This window comes from uncultured Sphingomonas sp. (assembly GCF_964237155.1).
Taxonomy (GTDB): Bacteria; Pseudomonadota; Alphaproteobacteria; order Sphingomonadales; family Sphingomonadaceae; genus Sphingomonas.
The window spans coordinates 35,600-51,417 of the sequence record NZ_CAXSHH010000001.1; the positions used below are offsets into that span (position 1 = coordinate 35,600).

Here is a 15,818-nt window from a genome sequence, read left to right on the forward strand (position 1 = left end):
CGGGCGCGATCAGGCAAGCGGCAGCCGGACGACGAAGCGTGCGCCGGATGCACCGTCCCCGCGCCCCTCCACCGCGACGGTCCCTTGATGCCCCTCCACGATCGTCCGCGCAATGGCGAGCCCCAGGCCGGAATGGCGGCCGAACGCTTCGGCGCTCGGCCTACTCGACTGAAACCGGCGGAACACCGCCTCGCGCTCGACCTCAGCGATGCCCGGCCCTTCATCCTCGACATGGATCACAAGATCGTCATGGTCGAAGGCGCAGCCGACATCGATCGTCCCGCGGTCGGGGGAGAACGAAATCGCGTTCTCGAGCAAGTTCTCGAAGACGCGCTCGAGTCGCGAACCGTCGCCCATGACGATGAGGTCGCCGCCGGGCCGGTGGTCGAAACGCAAGGCCACGCCCCGCTCCACCCCCCGCGCGCGGCGCTGCGCGAGCAACTCGGCGATCAGCGCCCCCAAATTTACCGGCTCGAACTTCGCGCGGCTGAGCTGCGCGTCCAGACGGGAGGCTTCCGAGATGTCTGTGATCAGGCGATCCAGGCGTTGCACGTCGTCGCCGACGATCGCCATCAGCTGTTCGGCCAACGCCGGATCGCGGACGCGGCTAAGGCCGTCCACGGCGGAACGGAGCGAAGCCAGCGGGTTTTTCAACTCGTGCGTCACGTCGGCCGCGAATGCCTCGGTCGCGTCGATCTGCGCGCGGAGCGCCAGGCTCATGTCCGACAGAGCGCGCGCGAGCAGCCCCAGCTCGTCGCGGCGCGACGGCAGGCGCGGCACAACCACCTCGCGCGCCCGACCCAACCGTACCCGCACCGCCGCCCGGGCAAGCCGGCGAAGCGGCCGGACGATGGTGCGTGCCAGGAAGAGGGAGAGGAGCACTGACACGAGCGTTGTCGCCATCAACACGACCCCCAGCCGGAACCGCTCGACCCGCACCGTCTGCGTGATATCGCGCGCGGTGGTCGCGGTCAGCACGACGCGGCGGCCCGGCAGGGGCGCGGCGGCGGTGAGCACGGGCGTTCGGTCCGGCGCGCGCCACACGGTCGTCGCCACCGACCTCGTCCCGGTCGTCTCGCGCACGTCGGGCCACCCTAACCCGTTCGACCGCTCGCGGAACAAGGGCGATCGTTCGGCGCCGACCACCGTGTCCAGCCCGGCGTCGAGCAGACGCGCCGCGCGCTGGTCCCAACCTTGCCTATCCGGATCGACCAGCACGAAGTTGCGAAGTCCCAACGCACGCGAGTCGACCGTCGCCCGCCCGCGCTCGTCGTAGATGCGGATGCGCGCGCCGGTATCGTGCGCCAGCCTGACGACGAGCGCGTCGCGGTAGCGCAGGTTCACCGCCGCGATCGCCTCCGCGATCAACCGGACCTCGCGCGCCGATTGGGCAAGCCGCGAGTCGATGATCCGCGACCGGTACGAGTCGAGGTAGAAGAACCCGCCGACCATCATCAGCAGGACGAAGATGTTGACCGCCAGGATGCGCCGGGTGAGCGAGATCTGCCCCGACCATCGCAACGCCAGATCCCGATCGCCCCGGAGCGGCTCAGGTCTCGGAGAAACGGTACCCGGCACCATACACCGTCTCGATCGCGTCGAATTCCGGATCGACCTGCCGGAACTTACGACGCAGGCGTTTGATGTGACTGTCGATCGTGCGGTCGTCGACGTAGATGTCGTCCTGGTACGCCGCGTCCATCAGCTGATTACGCGTCTTCACGATACCCGCGCGCTGGGCGAGCGTTTCGAGGATCAGAAATTCGGTCACGGTTAACGTGACCGGCTCGTCGCCCCAGCTTGTGCGGTGGCGGGCGGGGTCCATCATCAGGCGACCGCGCGTCACCTGTCCATCGCCGGGCTGAGCGCCGGCACCGGAAACCGCGGCCAGCTCGGTCCTGCGCAGGATCGCGCGGATGCGCGCGATCAAGAGCCGCTGCGAGAAGGGTTTGGCGATGTAATCGTCCGCGCCCATCGCCAGCCCCAACGCTTCATCGAGCTCGTCGTCCTTGGACGTCAGGAAGATGACAGGTGCCGCGCTGTGCTCGCGGAAGCGGCGAAGCAGCTCCAGTCCGTCCATCCGCGGCATCTTTATGTCCAGGACGGCCAGGTCGGGCGGATTATCGACAAGCGCCTTGAGCGCGCTCTCACCATCCGGATACAGGCGCGTCAGGAACCCCTCCGTCTGCAGCGCGATCGACACCGACGTCAGGATGTTGCGGTCGTCGTCGACCAACGCGATCGTCGCGGTCATCGTCGGCGGGCGGCGAAAAACATACGCGACATGCTAGTCCAAAGGCGGCACGCGCTCAATCGCCGCCATCCACGACCCGCGCGAGACCCGGGCCGACAAGGTGGCCCGGGTCGTCCAGGCGTTCGACAACGAGGACGGTGCCGTCCACCGAAACGACACGCACACGTTCGCCGGTCGCGGCGTCGGTGCCGCGCGCCGGCCAAGCGCCATCGCCGACGCGCACTCGGCCGCGTCCATTCTCGATCGCGGCGGTAATGACGACCACCTCGCCGATCAGCCGTGCGGCGCGGTCGTTGAGCAGCGCGTCGTCGGTCGCGACGGGGTGTTCGTGGTACCAACGGCGACCGATCGCGACGCCCGCACCGCTCCATAACGCCAGCGAGGCGAGCTGACCGACGATCGGCAGGTCGGGGACGGCCAGCAGCACCGTGCCCGTGACCGCGGCGGCGAGCGCGACGAAAACGAGGAATACGCCGGGCACCGCCAACTCGGCGAGCCCGAGCGCAAGCGCGACGAGCAGCCACGCTCCCGAGGCGCTCAGGCCGAGATCGGCCGGGCTCACTGTTGCGGCAGTTCGAACGGGCCGCGTCGCTCCTCGATCGCGGTTCGTGGCGTAAGCGTCGGCGCGCCCGCCGCCGGCTCCTTGCGGGCCTGGGGTTGCGATCCGATCGCCTCGCGCGCGAGTTCTCCAATCCCGCCCAGCGTCCCTATCAACTGCGTGGCCTCGACCGGGAACAGGATCGTCTTGGCGTTGGGCGAGGTCGCGAATTTGCCGATCGCCTCCACGTATTTCTGCGCGATGAAGTAGTTGATCGCCTGGACGCCGCCCTTCTCGATTGCGTCGGAGACGGCGGAAGTGGCGCTCGCCTCCGCGACGGCGGCGCGTTCGCGGGCTTCGGCATCGCGAAAAGCGGACTCCTTGCGACCCTCGGCTTCCAGGATGCGCGCCTGCTTCTGGCCCTCGGCGCGCAGGATCTCGGAGGCGCGGGAGCCCTCAGCCTCCAGGATGTTGGCGCGCTTCTCGCGCTCGGCCTTCATCTGGCGGCCCATCGCGTTGACGATGTCGGCGGGCGGGCGGATGTCCTTGATCTCGACCCGGGTGATCTTGACGCCCCAGGGGGTGGTCGCCTGATCGACCACGGTCAGAAGGCGGGCGTTGATCTCATCGCGCTTCGACAGCGTTTCGTCGAGGTCCATCGATCCCATGACGGTGCGCAGGTTGGTGGTGGTAAGCTGCTGGAGCGCGACGAACACGTCCGACACCTCGTAGGCCGCCTTGGCCGCGTCGAGCACCTGGAAGAAGACGACGCCGTCGGTCGATACCATCGCGTTGTCGCGGGTGATGATCTCCTGACCGGGAATGTCGATCACCTGCTCCATCATGTTCACCTTGCGCCCGACGCGGTAGAAGAAGGCGGGGTAGAAGTTGAAGCCGGGCCGCGCGGTGGTGGTAAAGCGGCCGAAATGCTCGATCGTGTACTGGTAGCCCTGGCGGACGATCTTGATCGACACGAACAGGTACAGGAGCACCAGCGCGAGCAGCAATATCATAATGGTGACGGCCATGTTCACGAACTCTCCAGCGCGACCTGCTAACACCCTAATGGGGATCGGGGATTTGCCATAGGCAAATGCGCGGGACGCGGTTACATGGCCCGCCACTCCCTCCCCTTGGACGCGGCACTCACATGGACATCCGGCTCGGCCTCACCTTCGACGACGTGCTCCTGTACCCGGCCGCGTCCGAGGTGCTGCCGAGCGGGGCCGACACACGGACGCGAGTGACGCGCGAAATCGCGCTCGACATCCCCGTGCTGTCGGCGGCGATGGACACGGTAACCGAGGGCCAAATGGCGATCGTCATGGCGCAACTGGGCGGTATCGGCGTGCTCCACCGCAACCTGACGGTCGAACAGCAGGTCGCCGCCGTCCGACAGGTGAAGCGATTCGAGTCGGGGATGGTCGTCAACCCGATCACCATCGCGCCGACCGCGACGCTGGCCGAGGCGCAGGCGCTTATGACGGGCAACCGGATCAGCGGCGTGCCGGTGGTCGAGGCGGACGGTCGCCTCGTCGGCATCCTCACCAACCGCGACGTACGCTTCGCCGAGAACCCGCTTCAGCCCGTCGCCGAGTTGATGACGCGCGAGAACCTGGCCGTGGTGCCCGCCGACGTCGGCAAGGAGGAGGCGCGGCGCCTGCTGCACCAACGGCGGATCGAGAAGCTGCTGGTCGTGGACGAGGCCTACCGCTGCGTCGGGCTTGTCACCGTCAAGGATATCGAAAAGGCGGTCGCGCATCCCAACGCGACCAAGGACGGGGCGGGCCGCTTGCGGGTCGCGGCCGCCACTACCGTCGGCGACACCGGTTTCGAGCGGACGGAAGCGCTGGTCGCGGCCGGTGTCGATCTTGTCGTGATCGATACCGCGCACGGCCACAATCGCGACGTGGCGCGCGCGGTCGAGCGGGTGAAGAAGCTGTCCAACGCGGTCCAGGTCGTCGCGGGAAACGTCGCCACCGCCGACGCGACGCGCGCGTTGATCGACGCGGGCGCGGATGCGGTGAAGGTCGGGATCGGACCGGGATCGATCTGCACCACCCGCGTCGTTGCGGGCGTCGGCGTCCCGCAATTCACCGCCGTGATGGACTGCGCCGAGGGCGCGCAAGGGTCGGGCGTGCCGGTGATCGCCGACGGCGGCATCCGTACTTCCGGTGACGTCGCCAAGGCGCTGGCGGCGGGCGCGTCATGCGTGATGATCGGATCGCTGCTCGCGGGGACGGAGGAGGCGCCGGGCGAGACGTTCCTGTATCAGGGCCGCGCATATAAATCCTACCGCGGCATGGGGTCCGTTGGAGCGATGGCGAAAGGGTCGGCGGACCGTTATTTTCAACAGGACATCAAGGACCAGCTGAAGCTCGTGCCCGAAGGGATCGAGGGGCAGGTGCCCTACAAGGGACCCGCGCGCGACGTGATCCATCAACTGGTCGGCGGGGTGAAAGCCGCGATGGGCTACACCGGCTCGGCGACGCTTGAGGATCTTCGGGAGCGGGCGCGGTTCGTGCAGATCACGGGAGCGGGCCTGAAGGAAAGCCACGTCCATGACGTGACGATCACGCGCGAAGCCCCGAACTACCCCACCCAGTGACGCCCGGCGCGCGGACGCAAGCGGCGATCGAGCTGCTCGACCAGATCGTCGCCGCCGCCGCCGAGGGCGGGGCGGCGGCGGATACGTTGGTCGGGCGATATTTCGCGACGCGCCGCTATGCGGGGTCGAAGGACCGGCGCGCGGTGCGCGAGCTGGTCTACCGTGCGGTCCGACGCTGCGGCGAGCGACCGCCGAGCGGGCGCGCGGCGATGCTGGCGGTGGCGGGCGAGGACGGCGATGTCGCGGCCGGGTTCGACGGCTCGCCGCACGGACCCTCGCCGATCGGGGCGGACGAGCGTGCGGCAAAGGCGGGATTGGCGCCCCGGTGGCTGCTCGACCTGTTGCGCGCGAGCGGGCTTGACGGCGACGAGCTTCACGCATTGATCGAACGCGCGCCGCTCGACTTGCGGGTGAACCGGTTGCGCGCCGAGCCGGGCGAGGTCGCGGCGCGGCTGGAAGGCGCGCGGGCGATCGAGGGTTTGCCCGACGCGTTGCGGCTTTCGGCGGGGACCGACGTCGCGTCGCTCGCGGGATTGGTCGAGGTGCAGGATGCCGGAAGCCAAGCCGTGACGCTGGCCACGCTCGCGCGGCCGGGCGGGCGCGTCGTGGACCTGTGCGCGGGCGGGGGCGGGAAGACGCTCGCGCTTGCGGCGATGATGGCGAACGATGGCGCGATCCTGGCGTGCGACACCGATCGCGGGCGGCTTCGGCGGTTGATGCCGCGGGCGGAGGGGGCAGGGATCACGATCGTCGAGACGCGGTTGCTGAACCCGAACCGCGAGCTGGAGTTGTTGCCCGAGTGGCGTGATGCTGCCGACCTTGTGCTGGTCGACGCGCCTTGTTCCGGAACGGGGACGTGGCGGCGCAATCCGGAAGCGCGCTGGCGGCTCAGCCCCGAGCGGCTGGAACGGCTAGTCGCGACCCAGGCGCATCTGCTGAGGATCGCGGCCGAACTGGTGCTGCCGGGCGGGGCGCTGGTGTATGTGGTCTGCTCGCTGCTCGACGGCGAAGGACGCGGTCAGGTCCAGACGTTCCTCGCCGCGCATCCGGGATGGGCCGCCGATCGACCGAAGATCGGCTTCGGCCGGCCGCATTGTCTGGGCCTGCGGCTAACCCCCGCGCACGACCGCACCGACGGTTTTTTCGTCGCACGCCTTAAAAGGCCATGCTAGCCGGTCGGTCGTGTCCGGATTGGAGTGGATCATGCGCGTATCTTCCCTCGCAGTCGCCGCAGCGTTGACGCTCGCGTCGCTGTCCGCCTCGCTCAACGGCCAGCGACCCGATGACGAGATCGACGCCCGCTCGGTCGCGCTCGTCGCGCAAGCGCGCGCGGCGCGCGCGGCGGGGAACCTGGAGGGCGCGACCGACCTGCTCGAGACCGCAGTCACGGTCGACCCGCGCAACCGGCCCGGCTTCCTGCTGTTGGCCCAGGTCGCGGATCAGCGCGATCTGCCGGGCAAGGCCATTCGCCTCTACCGCGAGGCGCTGCTGCTGGAGCCAAACGACGTCGCCGCGCTACGCGGACAGGGCGAGGCGCTGGTGAAGAAGGGAGCGGTCGCCAGGGCGCGCGACAATCTCGCGCGCATTCGGACGCTGTGCAAGGGCACGTGCCCCGACGCGGTACAGCTGACGGGCGTGATCGCGAAAGGACCGCCGGTGACCACGGCGGCCGTCGTGCCGACGCAGCCCAAGACCGAGGGCAATCCCTAGGCCCGCATCGCCCTGGCGACCGCGATCCAGTCGGTGACGGGCACCGTCTCCGCACGCCGCGCGCTATCGATGCCGACCTCCTCCAGCGCCTCCAACGCACCCGTCGTGCCTTTCAACGATTGGCGCAGCATCTTGCGCCGTTGTCCGAAAGCCGCAGCGGTTAGGCGCTCGAGGCGCACCGGATCGACACCGCCGGCTGCTTCGATCGGGGTCAGGTGGACGACCGCCGACATCACCTTGGGCGGCGGCGTGAAGGCGGATCGGTGGACGGGCATCGCGATCCGCGCGGTGCTGCGCCATTGCGCCAATACCGCCAGCCGGCCGTAATGGTCGGTATCGACGGCCGCCACGATCCGCTCGGCGACCTCGCGCTGGAACATGAGCGTGAGCGAGCGCCACCGGGGCGGCCACGGACCCGACAGCCAGCCGACGAGCAGCGCGGTGCCGATATTATAGGGAAGGTTGGAGACGATGTGCGGCGCTTCCGCGAATGATGCGGGAGCGTCGATCCAGAGCGCGTCGCCCTCGATCACGCGCAGCCGGCCGGGGTACGCTTCGCCGAGTTCGGCGAGCGCGGGAATGCAGCGACGGTCGCGTTCGATCGCCGTCACGCGCGCGCCGGCGGCGAGGAGCGCGCGGGTCAGGCCGCCGGGGCCGGGACCGACCTCCAGAACCTCGGCGTCGGCCAGGTCGCCGGGGACGGCGGCGATGCGGGCGAGGAGTTGACCGTCGAACAGGAAATTCTGTCCCAGCGCCTTGGACGCCTGCAGCCCGTGCCGCGCGACCACCTCGCGCAGCGGAGGCAGCGAGATCACTGGGGCGGGGCGATCGCGAAACGTCGCTCGGCCGCCCCATGCGCCATCGCGATCGCGGCGATCATCGCACCGGGATCGGCCAGGTCGCGGCCCGCGATGGCGAAGGCGGTGCCGTGGTCGGGACTGGTCCGGACTATCGGCAGGCCGAGCGTGAAGTTCACCCCCTCGTCGAAATGCAGCGTCTTGAGCGGTACCAGCGCCTGGTCGTGATAGCAGCATAGGGCGACGTCGTAGCGTTCGCGCGCGCGCGGGTGGAACATCGTGTCGGCCGCCAGGGGTCCCACCGCGTCGACGCCCTCGGCCTGCAGGATCGCGATCGCCGGTTCGAGGATCTCGATCTCCTCGGGCCCGATCGCGCCGCCCTCGCCAGCGTGCGGGTTGAGCCCGGCAAAGGCCAGGCGTGGCCGGGCGATCCCGAAATTCTTCATCAATCCCCGGACGGTCGCGCGCGCCTTGGCGAGGACGAGCTCGATCGACAGGCTGCCCGGCACCTGCGCCAACGGTATGTGCGTCGTGATCGGCACGACGCGCAAGGTCGGCCCGGCGAGCAGCATGACCGCATTGTCGGCCGACACGCCGCAGCGTTCCGCGACGAACTCGGTCTGGCCGGAATGCGTGAAGCCGATCGCATAAAGCTGCGCCTTCGACACCGGGCCAGTCACCAGCGCGCGCGCCGCGCCCGATTGCGCCAGTCCCGCTGCGGTCTCCAGCGCGGCTAGGGCGCACCGCGCACCCTCCGTGTCGGGAACGCCCGGCGTGACCTCGCCGCCGCAATCGATCGCCAGGATCGGAAGCGCGTCGCCGAACACCGCGAGCGCCTCGTGCAGATCGCGGACCGGCGCGACCGGGCCGCGCCAGACCCGCTCGACCGCGCGTTGATCGCCGACCGTGACGAATGGCGGCAACGCACGTTCCATCCGCCGTTCCCACGCCTTGGCGACGATCTCCGGGCCCACGCCCGCAGGATCGCCCATCGACACCACCAACGGCGCGGGTGTCGGCACCTCAGCGATACTCGACCACCGCGTCGCGCCGGAGGTCGCGGAGCTTCTGCGTCGCGCGCAGGTTGACGCGCGTCTGTTCCAGTTGGTTCTGAATCTGGTCGGCGCGCGGAAGCTCGCCCGTAGTCGGGTCGTCGCGCCCGCACAGCACCAGCGCGCGCACGCCGTCGTCCGCCGAACCGAAGGGCGGCGTCGACTGGCCAACCTGAAGCTTGAGCATGATGTCCTGCAGCTGCGGCGGCAAGTCGCGGACGCGCACCGTATCGTTGTCGACCACCTCCGCACCCAGGGTCGATGCGACCTGCGCGACGGTACCGCACCCGCGCAGCGCTTGGGTGGCCGTCGCGAACGCGCCCGCACGCCTGGTCGCCTCCGCTTGGTTGGTGCCCGCAGGGAAGCGGACGGTCAGCTGCTTGAGGCTGAGACGCGAGTCGCGCGGATCGGCGGTCAGGATCTGGCGTCGGTCGCCCAGGAACAGGATGGACATGCCGCCCGGCACCGGGATCGGCCCCGCGACCTGGCCGGGCCGCATCTCACCGGCCGCCTGCGCGAGTTCGGCGGGAAGCTGGTCGGCGCGCACCCAGCCCAGGTCGCCGCCCACCGCGCGCGTCGATGCCTCGGAGAAGCTGCGCGCGAAATACTCGAAAGGCTGCGTGCCCTTCTGAATCTCGCCGATGATCCGCTTGGCGTTGGCCGTCCCCTCGGCCGCGCGCTCGGGCGGCGTGGCGAGGTAGATCTCCTTCAGGTTGTATTCGGTCGTGCCCTTGGACGCCTGCAGCCGGTCGAGGATCGATTTCACCTCCTCGTCGCCGACATTCACGAACGGCTCGACTTGCCGGCGCAGATAACGCTGCCAGGCGAGCTCGCCTTCGATCTGGCGGCGTAGCGAGCGTTCGGACGAGCCCGACGTCCGCAGATAGTCGCGGAAGGTCGCGGGCTGCTGCTTGAAGTTGGTCGCGACCCGGTCGAAGCTCTGATTGAGCTCGGCGGGCGTGACGGTGATGTCCTTGGTCTTGGCCTCCTGGATTTGCAGCGTCTCGTCGATCAACTGGCGGAGCACCTGGAGCTTCAGCCGTTCGCGCTCCTCGCCCTCGATCTTGACACTGTTGGCCGCGCCGATCAGCGCCACCCGCTGATCGACGTCCGTGCCGGTGATCACCGCCTCGTTGACGATCGCGGTCGCCTTGCGGACATTGGGATCCACCTTGCCGAAGATCTGCAGGTTGGACGGGATGTTGAGCCCGCCCATTTCGGGAACGCTGCGATCGGGGGTCGTCTGCGCCGCGCCCATGCCTGTCAGGAGGACCAGGCCAACGAAGCAGGCGGCGCGCGCCGTGCCGGAATATCGATTCACGTCCATCATATGCACTCGCCACCGCTTAATAAGCGTTCGAAGCCTCCGAACGCCCCCGCGCCCTGCCCGACCTTCGCTGAACCGCGGCTTAGCGGCCAAGGTTGGTCAACGCCAGCGTCAACAGGAAGCTGTTACCCGCGCGCGCATCGCCTGTGGCACGGTAATTGCGTCGCCAGGTCAGGCCCAGGCGAAGGCAGTCGTCCTCGTATTCGACGCCTAACCGGTGGCGGATCGGGTCGAAGCCGTCGGCGACGGACAACGAGTCCTCGTCGCGATCGGTCAGGTCGACGACCGCCGATCCGAAGGCGGACCAGAAACGCGTGACCTGAACGCGGCCCGCGACGCGCGCCTCCTCACGATCCTGCAGGTCCTCGGTCAACGGCGCGATGTCGCGGTTCAAACGGATATAACCGAGCAGGGCGTAGGTGGCGCGGGTGCCAATCGTCGCATCCACCTCGTTGCGCCGCACCCCGAACCCGTCCTTGTCGAGGCGGAAGCGGTGGGTGAGCGCCACGAAATCGCGAAAGCGGACTTCCGTGCGACCGACGTAGTCGGAGAACCGGTCGCTGAGCCCGGTGCCGTCGAAGAATATGCTTTCGCGCCGGCTCAGGCGGTAGCTCTGCCCCACGACCGCGTCGATCAAAACGCCCGGCAAGCCGGCGATCCATTGCACGCCGTAGGTCGCGCGGGGGGTGTCCTCGAACCGGTCGTAGCCCGGGAAGCGGTTAAGCGAGAAAAGGTTGGAGTCCTCCAGATCGACCGCGCGCGAGTCCTCGTTGGGGATCGAGAAATTGGCTAGGCGCGGGCTGGCGACGATCTGCAGGCGCGGGATCAGCCGCTGCGTGCCGCCCCACAACGGCCCGATAAACGGCCAGCGCACGTCCACCGCCAACGCCCCGATCGCGCGATGGCTGAACCCCTCGGTGCCTCGATAGCTTTCGACCGCTGTGGAGAGGATGTCGTTCGTGTTGTACGCGTCGGCGCGGGCATAGGCCGTCAGCGTCACCTCCTGGCCCATCGTCGTCAGTCGCCGGAGATCCCACCGCAGCGACGCGAACGCCCGCTGCGTGTCCTGCCCATCTGGGCGGGTGAGCGCGAGCGTGTTGAACTGCGCCTCGAACCGGCCGCCGACCAGCCCGTCCTCGAAGCGGCGGCGATAGTCGATTTCGGGGAAGGCGATCGGCTGGAGGCCCTGGCGGTCGTTGACGCGCAAGGTCTGCACCGCCCAGCCGGTGATCGACAGGTAGCTGTTCGGATCGACGCGCTCGACCCGGACGGTGCTGCGCAATCGGTCGTCGCGCGAAAGCTCGTACCTGCGCAGGAAGGTGCGGTCCGTGGTGACGCGGAGCGATCCGCTGACCGACCATTCGGGCGACAGCTGGTAGCGCGCTAAGCCGTCGATATAGCCGCGCAAGCCCATGCTCGTATCGCTTGGGCGCTGAACGGTCAGGTCGTCCGAGCGGCGGCTGGCGGTGACGTGGCCGCCGATGCGGAACGCGCCCCGGCTGTCGAGCTGGCGGTACTCCGCGCGCAGCATCGGCAGTACGCTGGAATAGACCGTCGGCGCGACGAGCAACCCGCGATTGGGCGCGAGGCGGAAGTAATAGGGCGCGGTGACATTGACCCCGTTCGCCCGGTTGTAGCCGAAATTAGGGTTCAGGAACCCATTGTCGCTGCCGCCGCCGACCGCGGTCGAAAAGCTGGGCAAGGGGAGAACGGGCAGTCCGAACAAATGGAAACCCGGCCGGGTGAAATAAACGCGCGAGCGGTCGGGGCGGTAGGCGATCCGCGCGGCGGTGACCTTCCAGGACGGCTCCTTGGGGCAACCTTCCGCATCGATCACGGCGCACGGGGTATAGGCCGCGCGGTCGAGTAGATAGGTCCCGCTCTCCTGCCGCGTACCCTTATCGGCGGCCAGGCGCCCGCCCTGTTCCAGGACGACGAGCAGGTTGTCCACCACCCCGTCCTTCAACGTGTCGGTGAGCTCGATCGAGTCGCCATAAGCGACGTCGCCCGCCGGATTGGCGACCGCGACGCCGCCCGTCGCGACGACCTGGCCGGTGGTGCGGTTCCAGGTGACGCGGTCGGCGCGGAGCCGTTCGCCCTCGCGCGTCATGCGAACCTCGCCGGTCGCGGTTACGATCTCGCCCTCGGTATCATATTCGATCTGGCCGGCGCTGAAGCGGATCTGGTCGGCGGTGGGCGACGGCTCGGGCTTGGGTGCGACGACCGGCGGGTCGACTGGTCGATCCTGAAGGTCCTGCGCGACGGCGGGCATCGTCCCGAACAGCGCGAACGCCAGGACGGAGCCCGCCAGTAGGGTGGAACGCGGCACGGACAGGAGATGGGACCTTTTACTTGGCTCCGGACGTCCGCCCCAAACGGACGCCTCGAACGGCCCCGTCTATCGCATCCGGACAAGCGCATCGCAATCGCGCGCTTTGCGCGTCCGCGGCGCTGGCCTAGAGAACAGGCAACCATCACCGACGAGGCCTCAGCACCCGTGTCCATCTCTATCCGGTTTCAGCCGACCTTTCCCGACGACGCGGCCGTCGTGATCCTGCCCGTCGAGAAGGACGGCCTGGACCGGGTCGCCTGGGGGGCGCGCGACGCCCTGCGTCCGATCGCGAAGGGCGCGGCGGCTGCGAACCGCTTCGCCGGCGAGGCGGGTACGACGCTCGAACTGTTCGTCGGCGATCCTGTACGCCACGTCGTGCTCCTGGGCGTCGGCGGCGCGGACGAGCCCGATTGGGAGAAGGCGGGCGGGGCGCTCACCGCGCGGTTCCTGGCCTCTGGCGCGGCCGAGGTGGCCGTCGATCTGTCGGCGCTCGCCGCCGCACCTGCGCCGAGAGCGGTCGCCCGCTTCGCCGCGGCGACGGTGCAGCGCGGGTGGCAGCATCACGCCTACCGCACGAAGCTTCCCGAGAAGGCGAGGCCGACGCTAACGGGCGTGACGATCGCGGGCGCGCCGGAGGGGACGCAGGACGCCTGGGCGCACCAATTCGCGGTGACGGGCGGGCTGGAGCTGACCATGATGCTCGTCACCGAGCCGCCCAACGTCCTCTATCCCGAGACGTTCGTCGAGCGCGTCCGCGCCGACGTGGACGGGCTGGGGCTCGAGATCACCGTGCTGGACGAGGCGGCGATGGCCGAGCTCGGCATGGGGGCGCTGCTCGCCGTCAGCCAAGGATCCGCGCGCGGGGCGCAGGTGCTGGCGCTGAAATGGAACGGCGCGGGGGACAGCGATCCCGCGCTGGCGCTGGTGGGCAAGGGCGTGACGTTCGACACCGGCGGCATCTCGCTAAAGCCCGGGCCCGGCATGGAGGACATGAAGTGGGACATGGGCGGCGCGGGCGCGGTCGTCGGCGCGATGAAGGCGCTGGCGTCGCGCAAGGCCCGGGCGAACGTCATCGGCGTGTGCGGCTTGGTCGAGAACATGCCCGACGGCGCCGCCTCGCGCCCGGGCGACGTGGTGACCTCCATGTCCGGCCAGACGATCGAGATCCTGAACACCGATGCGGAGGGACGGCTGGTGCTGGGCGACGTGCTGACCTGGGTCCAGCGCACGCACCGGCCGAAGACGGTCGTCGATCTCGCCACGCTGACGGGCGCGATGATCGTCAGCTTGGGCAACGAATATGGCGGCGTGTTCGCCAACGACGACCCGCTGGCCGAACAGCTGCTGGCGGCGGGCCTGGCGACGGGCGACAAGCTGTGGCGCTTCCCGCTCTCGCCCATCTACGACAAGATGATCGACAGCCCCATCGCCGACATGAAGAACATCGGCGGCAAGGGTGCGGGTTCAATCACCGCCGCGCAGTTCGTCCAGCGCTTCGTCGAGGAGGGCGTGCGCTGGGCGCACCTCGACATCGCCGGGATGGTCTGGTCGGACAAGGCAGGGGCGACGCACGACAAGGGCGCGACCGGCTACGGCGTGCGGCTGCTCGACCGGTTCGTGGCGGACAATTTCGAGGGCTGACGGACGGGCGGCGATGCAGGTCGACTTCTACCATCTCACCGCGCAGCCGCTGGATCGCGTCCTGCCGCGGATCGCGGAAAAGGTGCTCGCAGGCGGTGGCCGCCTGCTCGTCGTCGATCCGGACGAGGGGCGTCGTGAACGGCTGGACCGGCTGTTGTGGGAACATTCCCGCGAAAGCTTCCTGCCCCACGCGGTCGCGGGTGCGGGCGACGATGCCGCCCAACCGGTCCTGATCGCGCCGGACCTGACGGCGGGCAACGCCGCCCGCAACGTGGCGCTCGTCGACGGCCGGTGGCGGGACGAGGCATTGGGCTTCGACCGGGCGTTCCTGTTCTTCGATGAGGAACGCGTCGGCGACGCGCGGATCGCCTGGAAAGAGTTGGCCGCGACGGAGGAGGTCCAACGCCGCTATTGGAAGCAGAACGAAGCGGGGAGGTGGCAGCAGGCGGCCTGACGGTTGCGCCCTGAAGCTCCCCGCCCTAGGGCTCCGCGCGAATTCCGCACCGCATTATACAGGAGCCCGTGACCGCCATGGCCGCGACCAGAACCTTCTCGATCATCAAGCCCGACGCCACCCGCCGCAACCTGACGGGCGCGGTGACCAGGATGCTGGAGGAGGCGGGCTTGCGCGTCGTCGCGTCCAAGCGCGTCCAACTGTCGCGCGACCAGGCGGAAGGGTTCTACGCCGTCCACCGCGAGCGCCCCTTCTTCGGCGACCTCGTCTCATTCATGATCTCCGGACCCGTCGTCGTTCAGGTGCTCGAGGGCGAGGATGCGGTGCAGCGCAATCGCGACGTGATGGGCGCGACCAACCCCGCCAATGCGGAAGCGGGCACGATCCGCAAGGAATTGGCCGAGTCGATCGAGGCGAACTCGGTCCATGGCTCCGACTCCGAAGAGAACGCCGCGACCGAGATCGCCTACTTCTTCAAGCCGGAAGAGATCGTAGGCTAGTAGGCCGGGGGCGATGGAGTCGCGGGTGAGGCGAGCGGAGGCGGGCGACGAGGCCGCGCTCGCGCTGGTCGCGGCCGCCACCTTCCTGGAAACCTATGCGGGCGTGGTGTCTTGCGGCGACATACTCGCGCACCTTGCCGCCAAGTGCTCGGCCGACTTCTTCTCCGCGTGGATCGCGAGTGCCGATCATGTCGTGACGCTGACCGAGCATCCGGACGGTGCCGCCCCGCTCGGCTTCACCGCGCTCACTCCCCCCGACTTCCCCATCGCGTTCGGCCCCGAGACGATCGAGCTGCGCCGCATCTACGTCCTGACGAGCGCGCACGGGTCGGGGCTGGGTGCGGCGCTGCTGGACCGCGCCGTCGAAGACGCTCGCGCGCTTGGCCGGACCCGGCTCGCGCTCGGTGTATATCCCGGCAACGCCCGCGCCCGCGCCTTCTACGAGCGGCACGCCTTCCGCATCGTCGGTGAGCGCCGGTTCCAGGTCGGTTCGGCCTCGTTCACCGACCCGGTGTACGCTCGCGCCATCTAGCGAAAGCGGCTACCGATGACGGGCTCCCACGCCCACGGCGGCTGCACCGCGATATAGCGGACCCGGGTTGGCG

15 protein-coding genes are annotated in these 15,818 nt (G+C 69.1%); 7 read left to right on the plus strand and 8 right to left on the minus strand.

Features of this window, described 5'->3' with window-relative positions; translation table 11 throughout:
• Positions 1-9 precede the first annotated feature (9 nt).
• The 4 genes from ACFE71_RS00195 to ACFE71_RS00210 are packed head-to-tail and all read right to left on the minus strand — an operon-like array spanning position 10 to position 3,820.
• Entirely contained in the window at positions 10-1,581 is a 1,572-nt protein-coding gene (locus ACFE71_RS00195; protein WP_375426801.1) for an ATP-binding protein, read from the minus strand.
• Positions 1,550-2,254, minus strand: a complete 705-nt coding sequence (locus tag ACFE71_RS00200) for a response regulator (RefSeq protein WP_375426802.1) — start codon at positions 2,252-2,254, stop codon at positions 1,550-1,552. The genes ACFE71_RS00195 and ACFE71_RS00200 overlap by 32 nt, the downstream gene beginning before the upstream one ends.
• A gap of 55 nt (positions 2,255-2,309) precedes the next feature.
• On the minus strand, positions 2,310-2,816 hold the full coding sequence (locus ACFE71_RS00205) for an NfeD family protein (protein ID WP_375426803.1): 507 nt from the start codon (positions 2,814-2,816) through the stop codon (positions 2,310-2,312).
• Positions 2,813-3,820, minus strand: a complete 1,008-nt coding sequence (locus tag ACFE71_RS00210; RefSeq protein ID WP_375426804.1) for an SPFH domain-containing protein — start codon at positions 3,818-3,820, stop codon at positions 2,813-2,815. Before ACFE71_RS00210 ends, ACFE71_RS00205 begins: the two co-directional genes overlap by 4 nt.
• Positions 3,821-3,942: 122 nt before the next feature.
• On the opposite strand from ACFE71_RS00210, the gene guaB reads away from it, so the two are divergent.
• Genes guaB through ACFE71_RS00225 form a run of 3 tightly spaced genes read left to right on the plus strand, consistent with a single transcriptional unit; the run spans position 3,943 to position 7,110 of the window.
• Positions 3,943-5,400, plus strand: a complete 1,458-nt coding sequence (guaB, locus tag ACFE71_RS00215) for an IMP dehydrogenase (protein ID WP_375426805.1) — start codon at positions 3,943-3,945, stop codon at positions 5,398-5,400.
• Positions 5,397-6,572, plus strand: coding sequence for an RsmB/NOP family class I SAM-dependent RNA methyltransferase (locus ACFE71_RS00220; RefSeq protein WP_375426806.1), 1,176 nt, complete (start codon positions 5,397-5,399; stop codon positions 6,570-6,572). Before guaB ends, ACFE71_RS00220 begins: the two co-directional genes overlap by 4 nt.
• Before the next feature lie 31 nt (positions 6,573-6,603).
• On the plus strand, positions 6,604-7,110 hold the full coding sequence (locus ACFE71_RS00225) for a tetratricopeptide repeat protein (protein ID WP_375426807.1): 507 nt from the start codon (positions 6,604-6,606) through the stop codon (positions 7,108-7,110).
• On the opposite strand, the gene rsmA is transcribed toward ACFE71_RS00225, so the two are convergent.
• From rsmA to ACFE71_RS00245, 4 genes are all read right to left on the minus strand, one after another.
• On the minus strand, positions 7,107-7,925 hold the full coding sequence (gene rsmA, locus ACFE71_RS00230) for a 16S rRNA (adenine(1518)-N(6)/adenine(1519)-N(6))-dimethyltransferase RsmA (RefSeq protein ID WP_375426808.1): 819 nt from the start codon (positions 7,923-7,925) through the stop codon (positions 7,107-7,109). The two genes, ACFE71_RS00225 and rsmA, sit on opposite strands and share 4 nt — an antisense overlap.
• Entirely contained in the window at positions 7,922-8,929 is a 1,008-nt protein-coding gene (pdxA, locus tag ACFE71_RS00235) for a 4-hydroxythreonine-4-phosphate dehydrogenase PdxA (protein WP_375426809.1), read from the minus strand. Before pdxA ends, rsmA begins: the two co-directional genes overlap by 4 nt.
• Position 8,930: 1 nt before the next feature.
• Positions 8,931-10,286 (minus strand): peptidylprolyl isomerase, encoded by a 1,356-nt coding sequence (locus tag ACFE71_RS00240; protein ID WP_375426887.1) that lies wholly within the window; start codon positions 10,284-10,286, stop codon positions 8,931-8,933.
• Positions 10,287-10,368: 82 nt separating this feature from the next.
• Complete coding sequence (locus tag ACFE71_RS00245; protein WP_375426810.1) at positions 10,369-12,615, minus strand: LPS-assembly protein LptD; 2,247 nt, start codon at positions 12,613-12,615, stop codon at positions 10,369-10,371.
• A gap of 174 nt (positions 12,616-12,789) precedes the next feature.
• On the opposite strand from ACFE71_RS00245, the gene ACFE71_RS00250 reads away from it, so the two are divergent.
• From ACFE71_RS00250 to ACFE71_RS00265, 4 genes are all read left to right on the plus strand, one after another.
• Complete coding sequence (locus ACFE71_RS00250; protein ID WP_375426888.1) at positions 12,790-14,259, plus strand: leucyl aminopeptidase; 1,470 nt, start codon at positions 12,790-12,792, stop codon at positions 14,257-14,259.
• A 13-nt stretch (positions 14,260-14,272) separates the two neighbouring features.
• On the plus strand, positions 14,273-14,713 hold the full coding sequence (locus tag ACFE71_RS00255) for a DNA polymerase III subunit chi (RefSeq protein ID WP_375426811.1): 441 nt from the start codon (positions 14,273-14,275) through the stop codon (positions 14,711-14,713).
• 77 nt (positions 14,714-14,790) lie between these two features.
• On the plus strand, positions 14,791-15,213 hold the full coding sequence (gene ndk, locus ACFE71_RS00260; RefSeq protein WP_375426889.1) for a nucleoside-diphosphate kinase: 423 nt from the start codon (positions 14,791-14,793) through the stop codon (positions 15,211-15,213).
• 13 nt (positions 15,214-15,226) lie between these two features.
• Positions 15,227-15,745 (plus strand): GNAT family N-acetyltransferase, encoded by a 519-nt coding sequence (locus tag ACFE71_RS00265; protein ID WP_375426812.1) that lies wholly within the window; start codon positions 15,227-15,229, stop codon positions 15,743-15,745.
• The last annotated feature ends 73 nt before the right edge of the window (positions 15,746-15,818 follow it).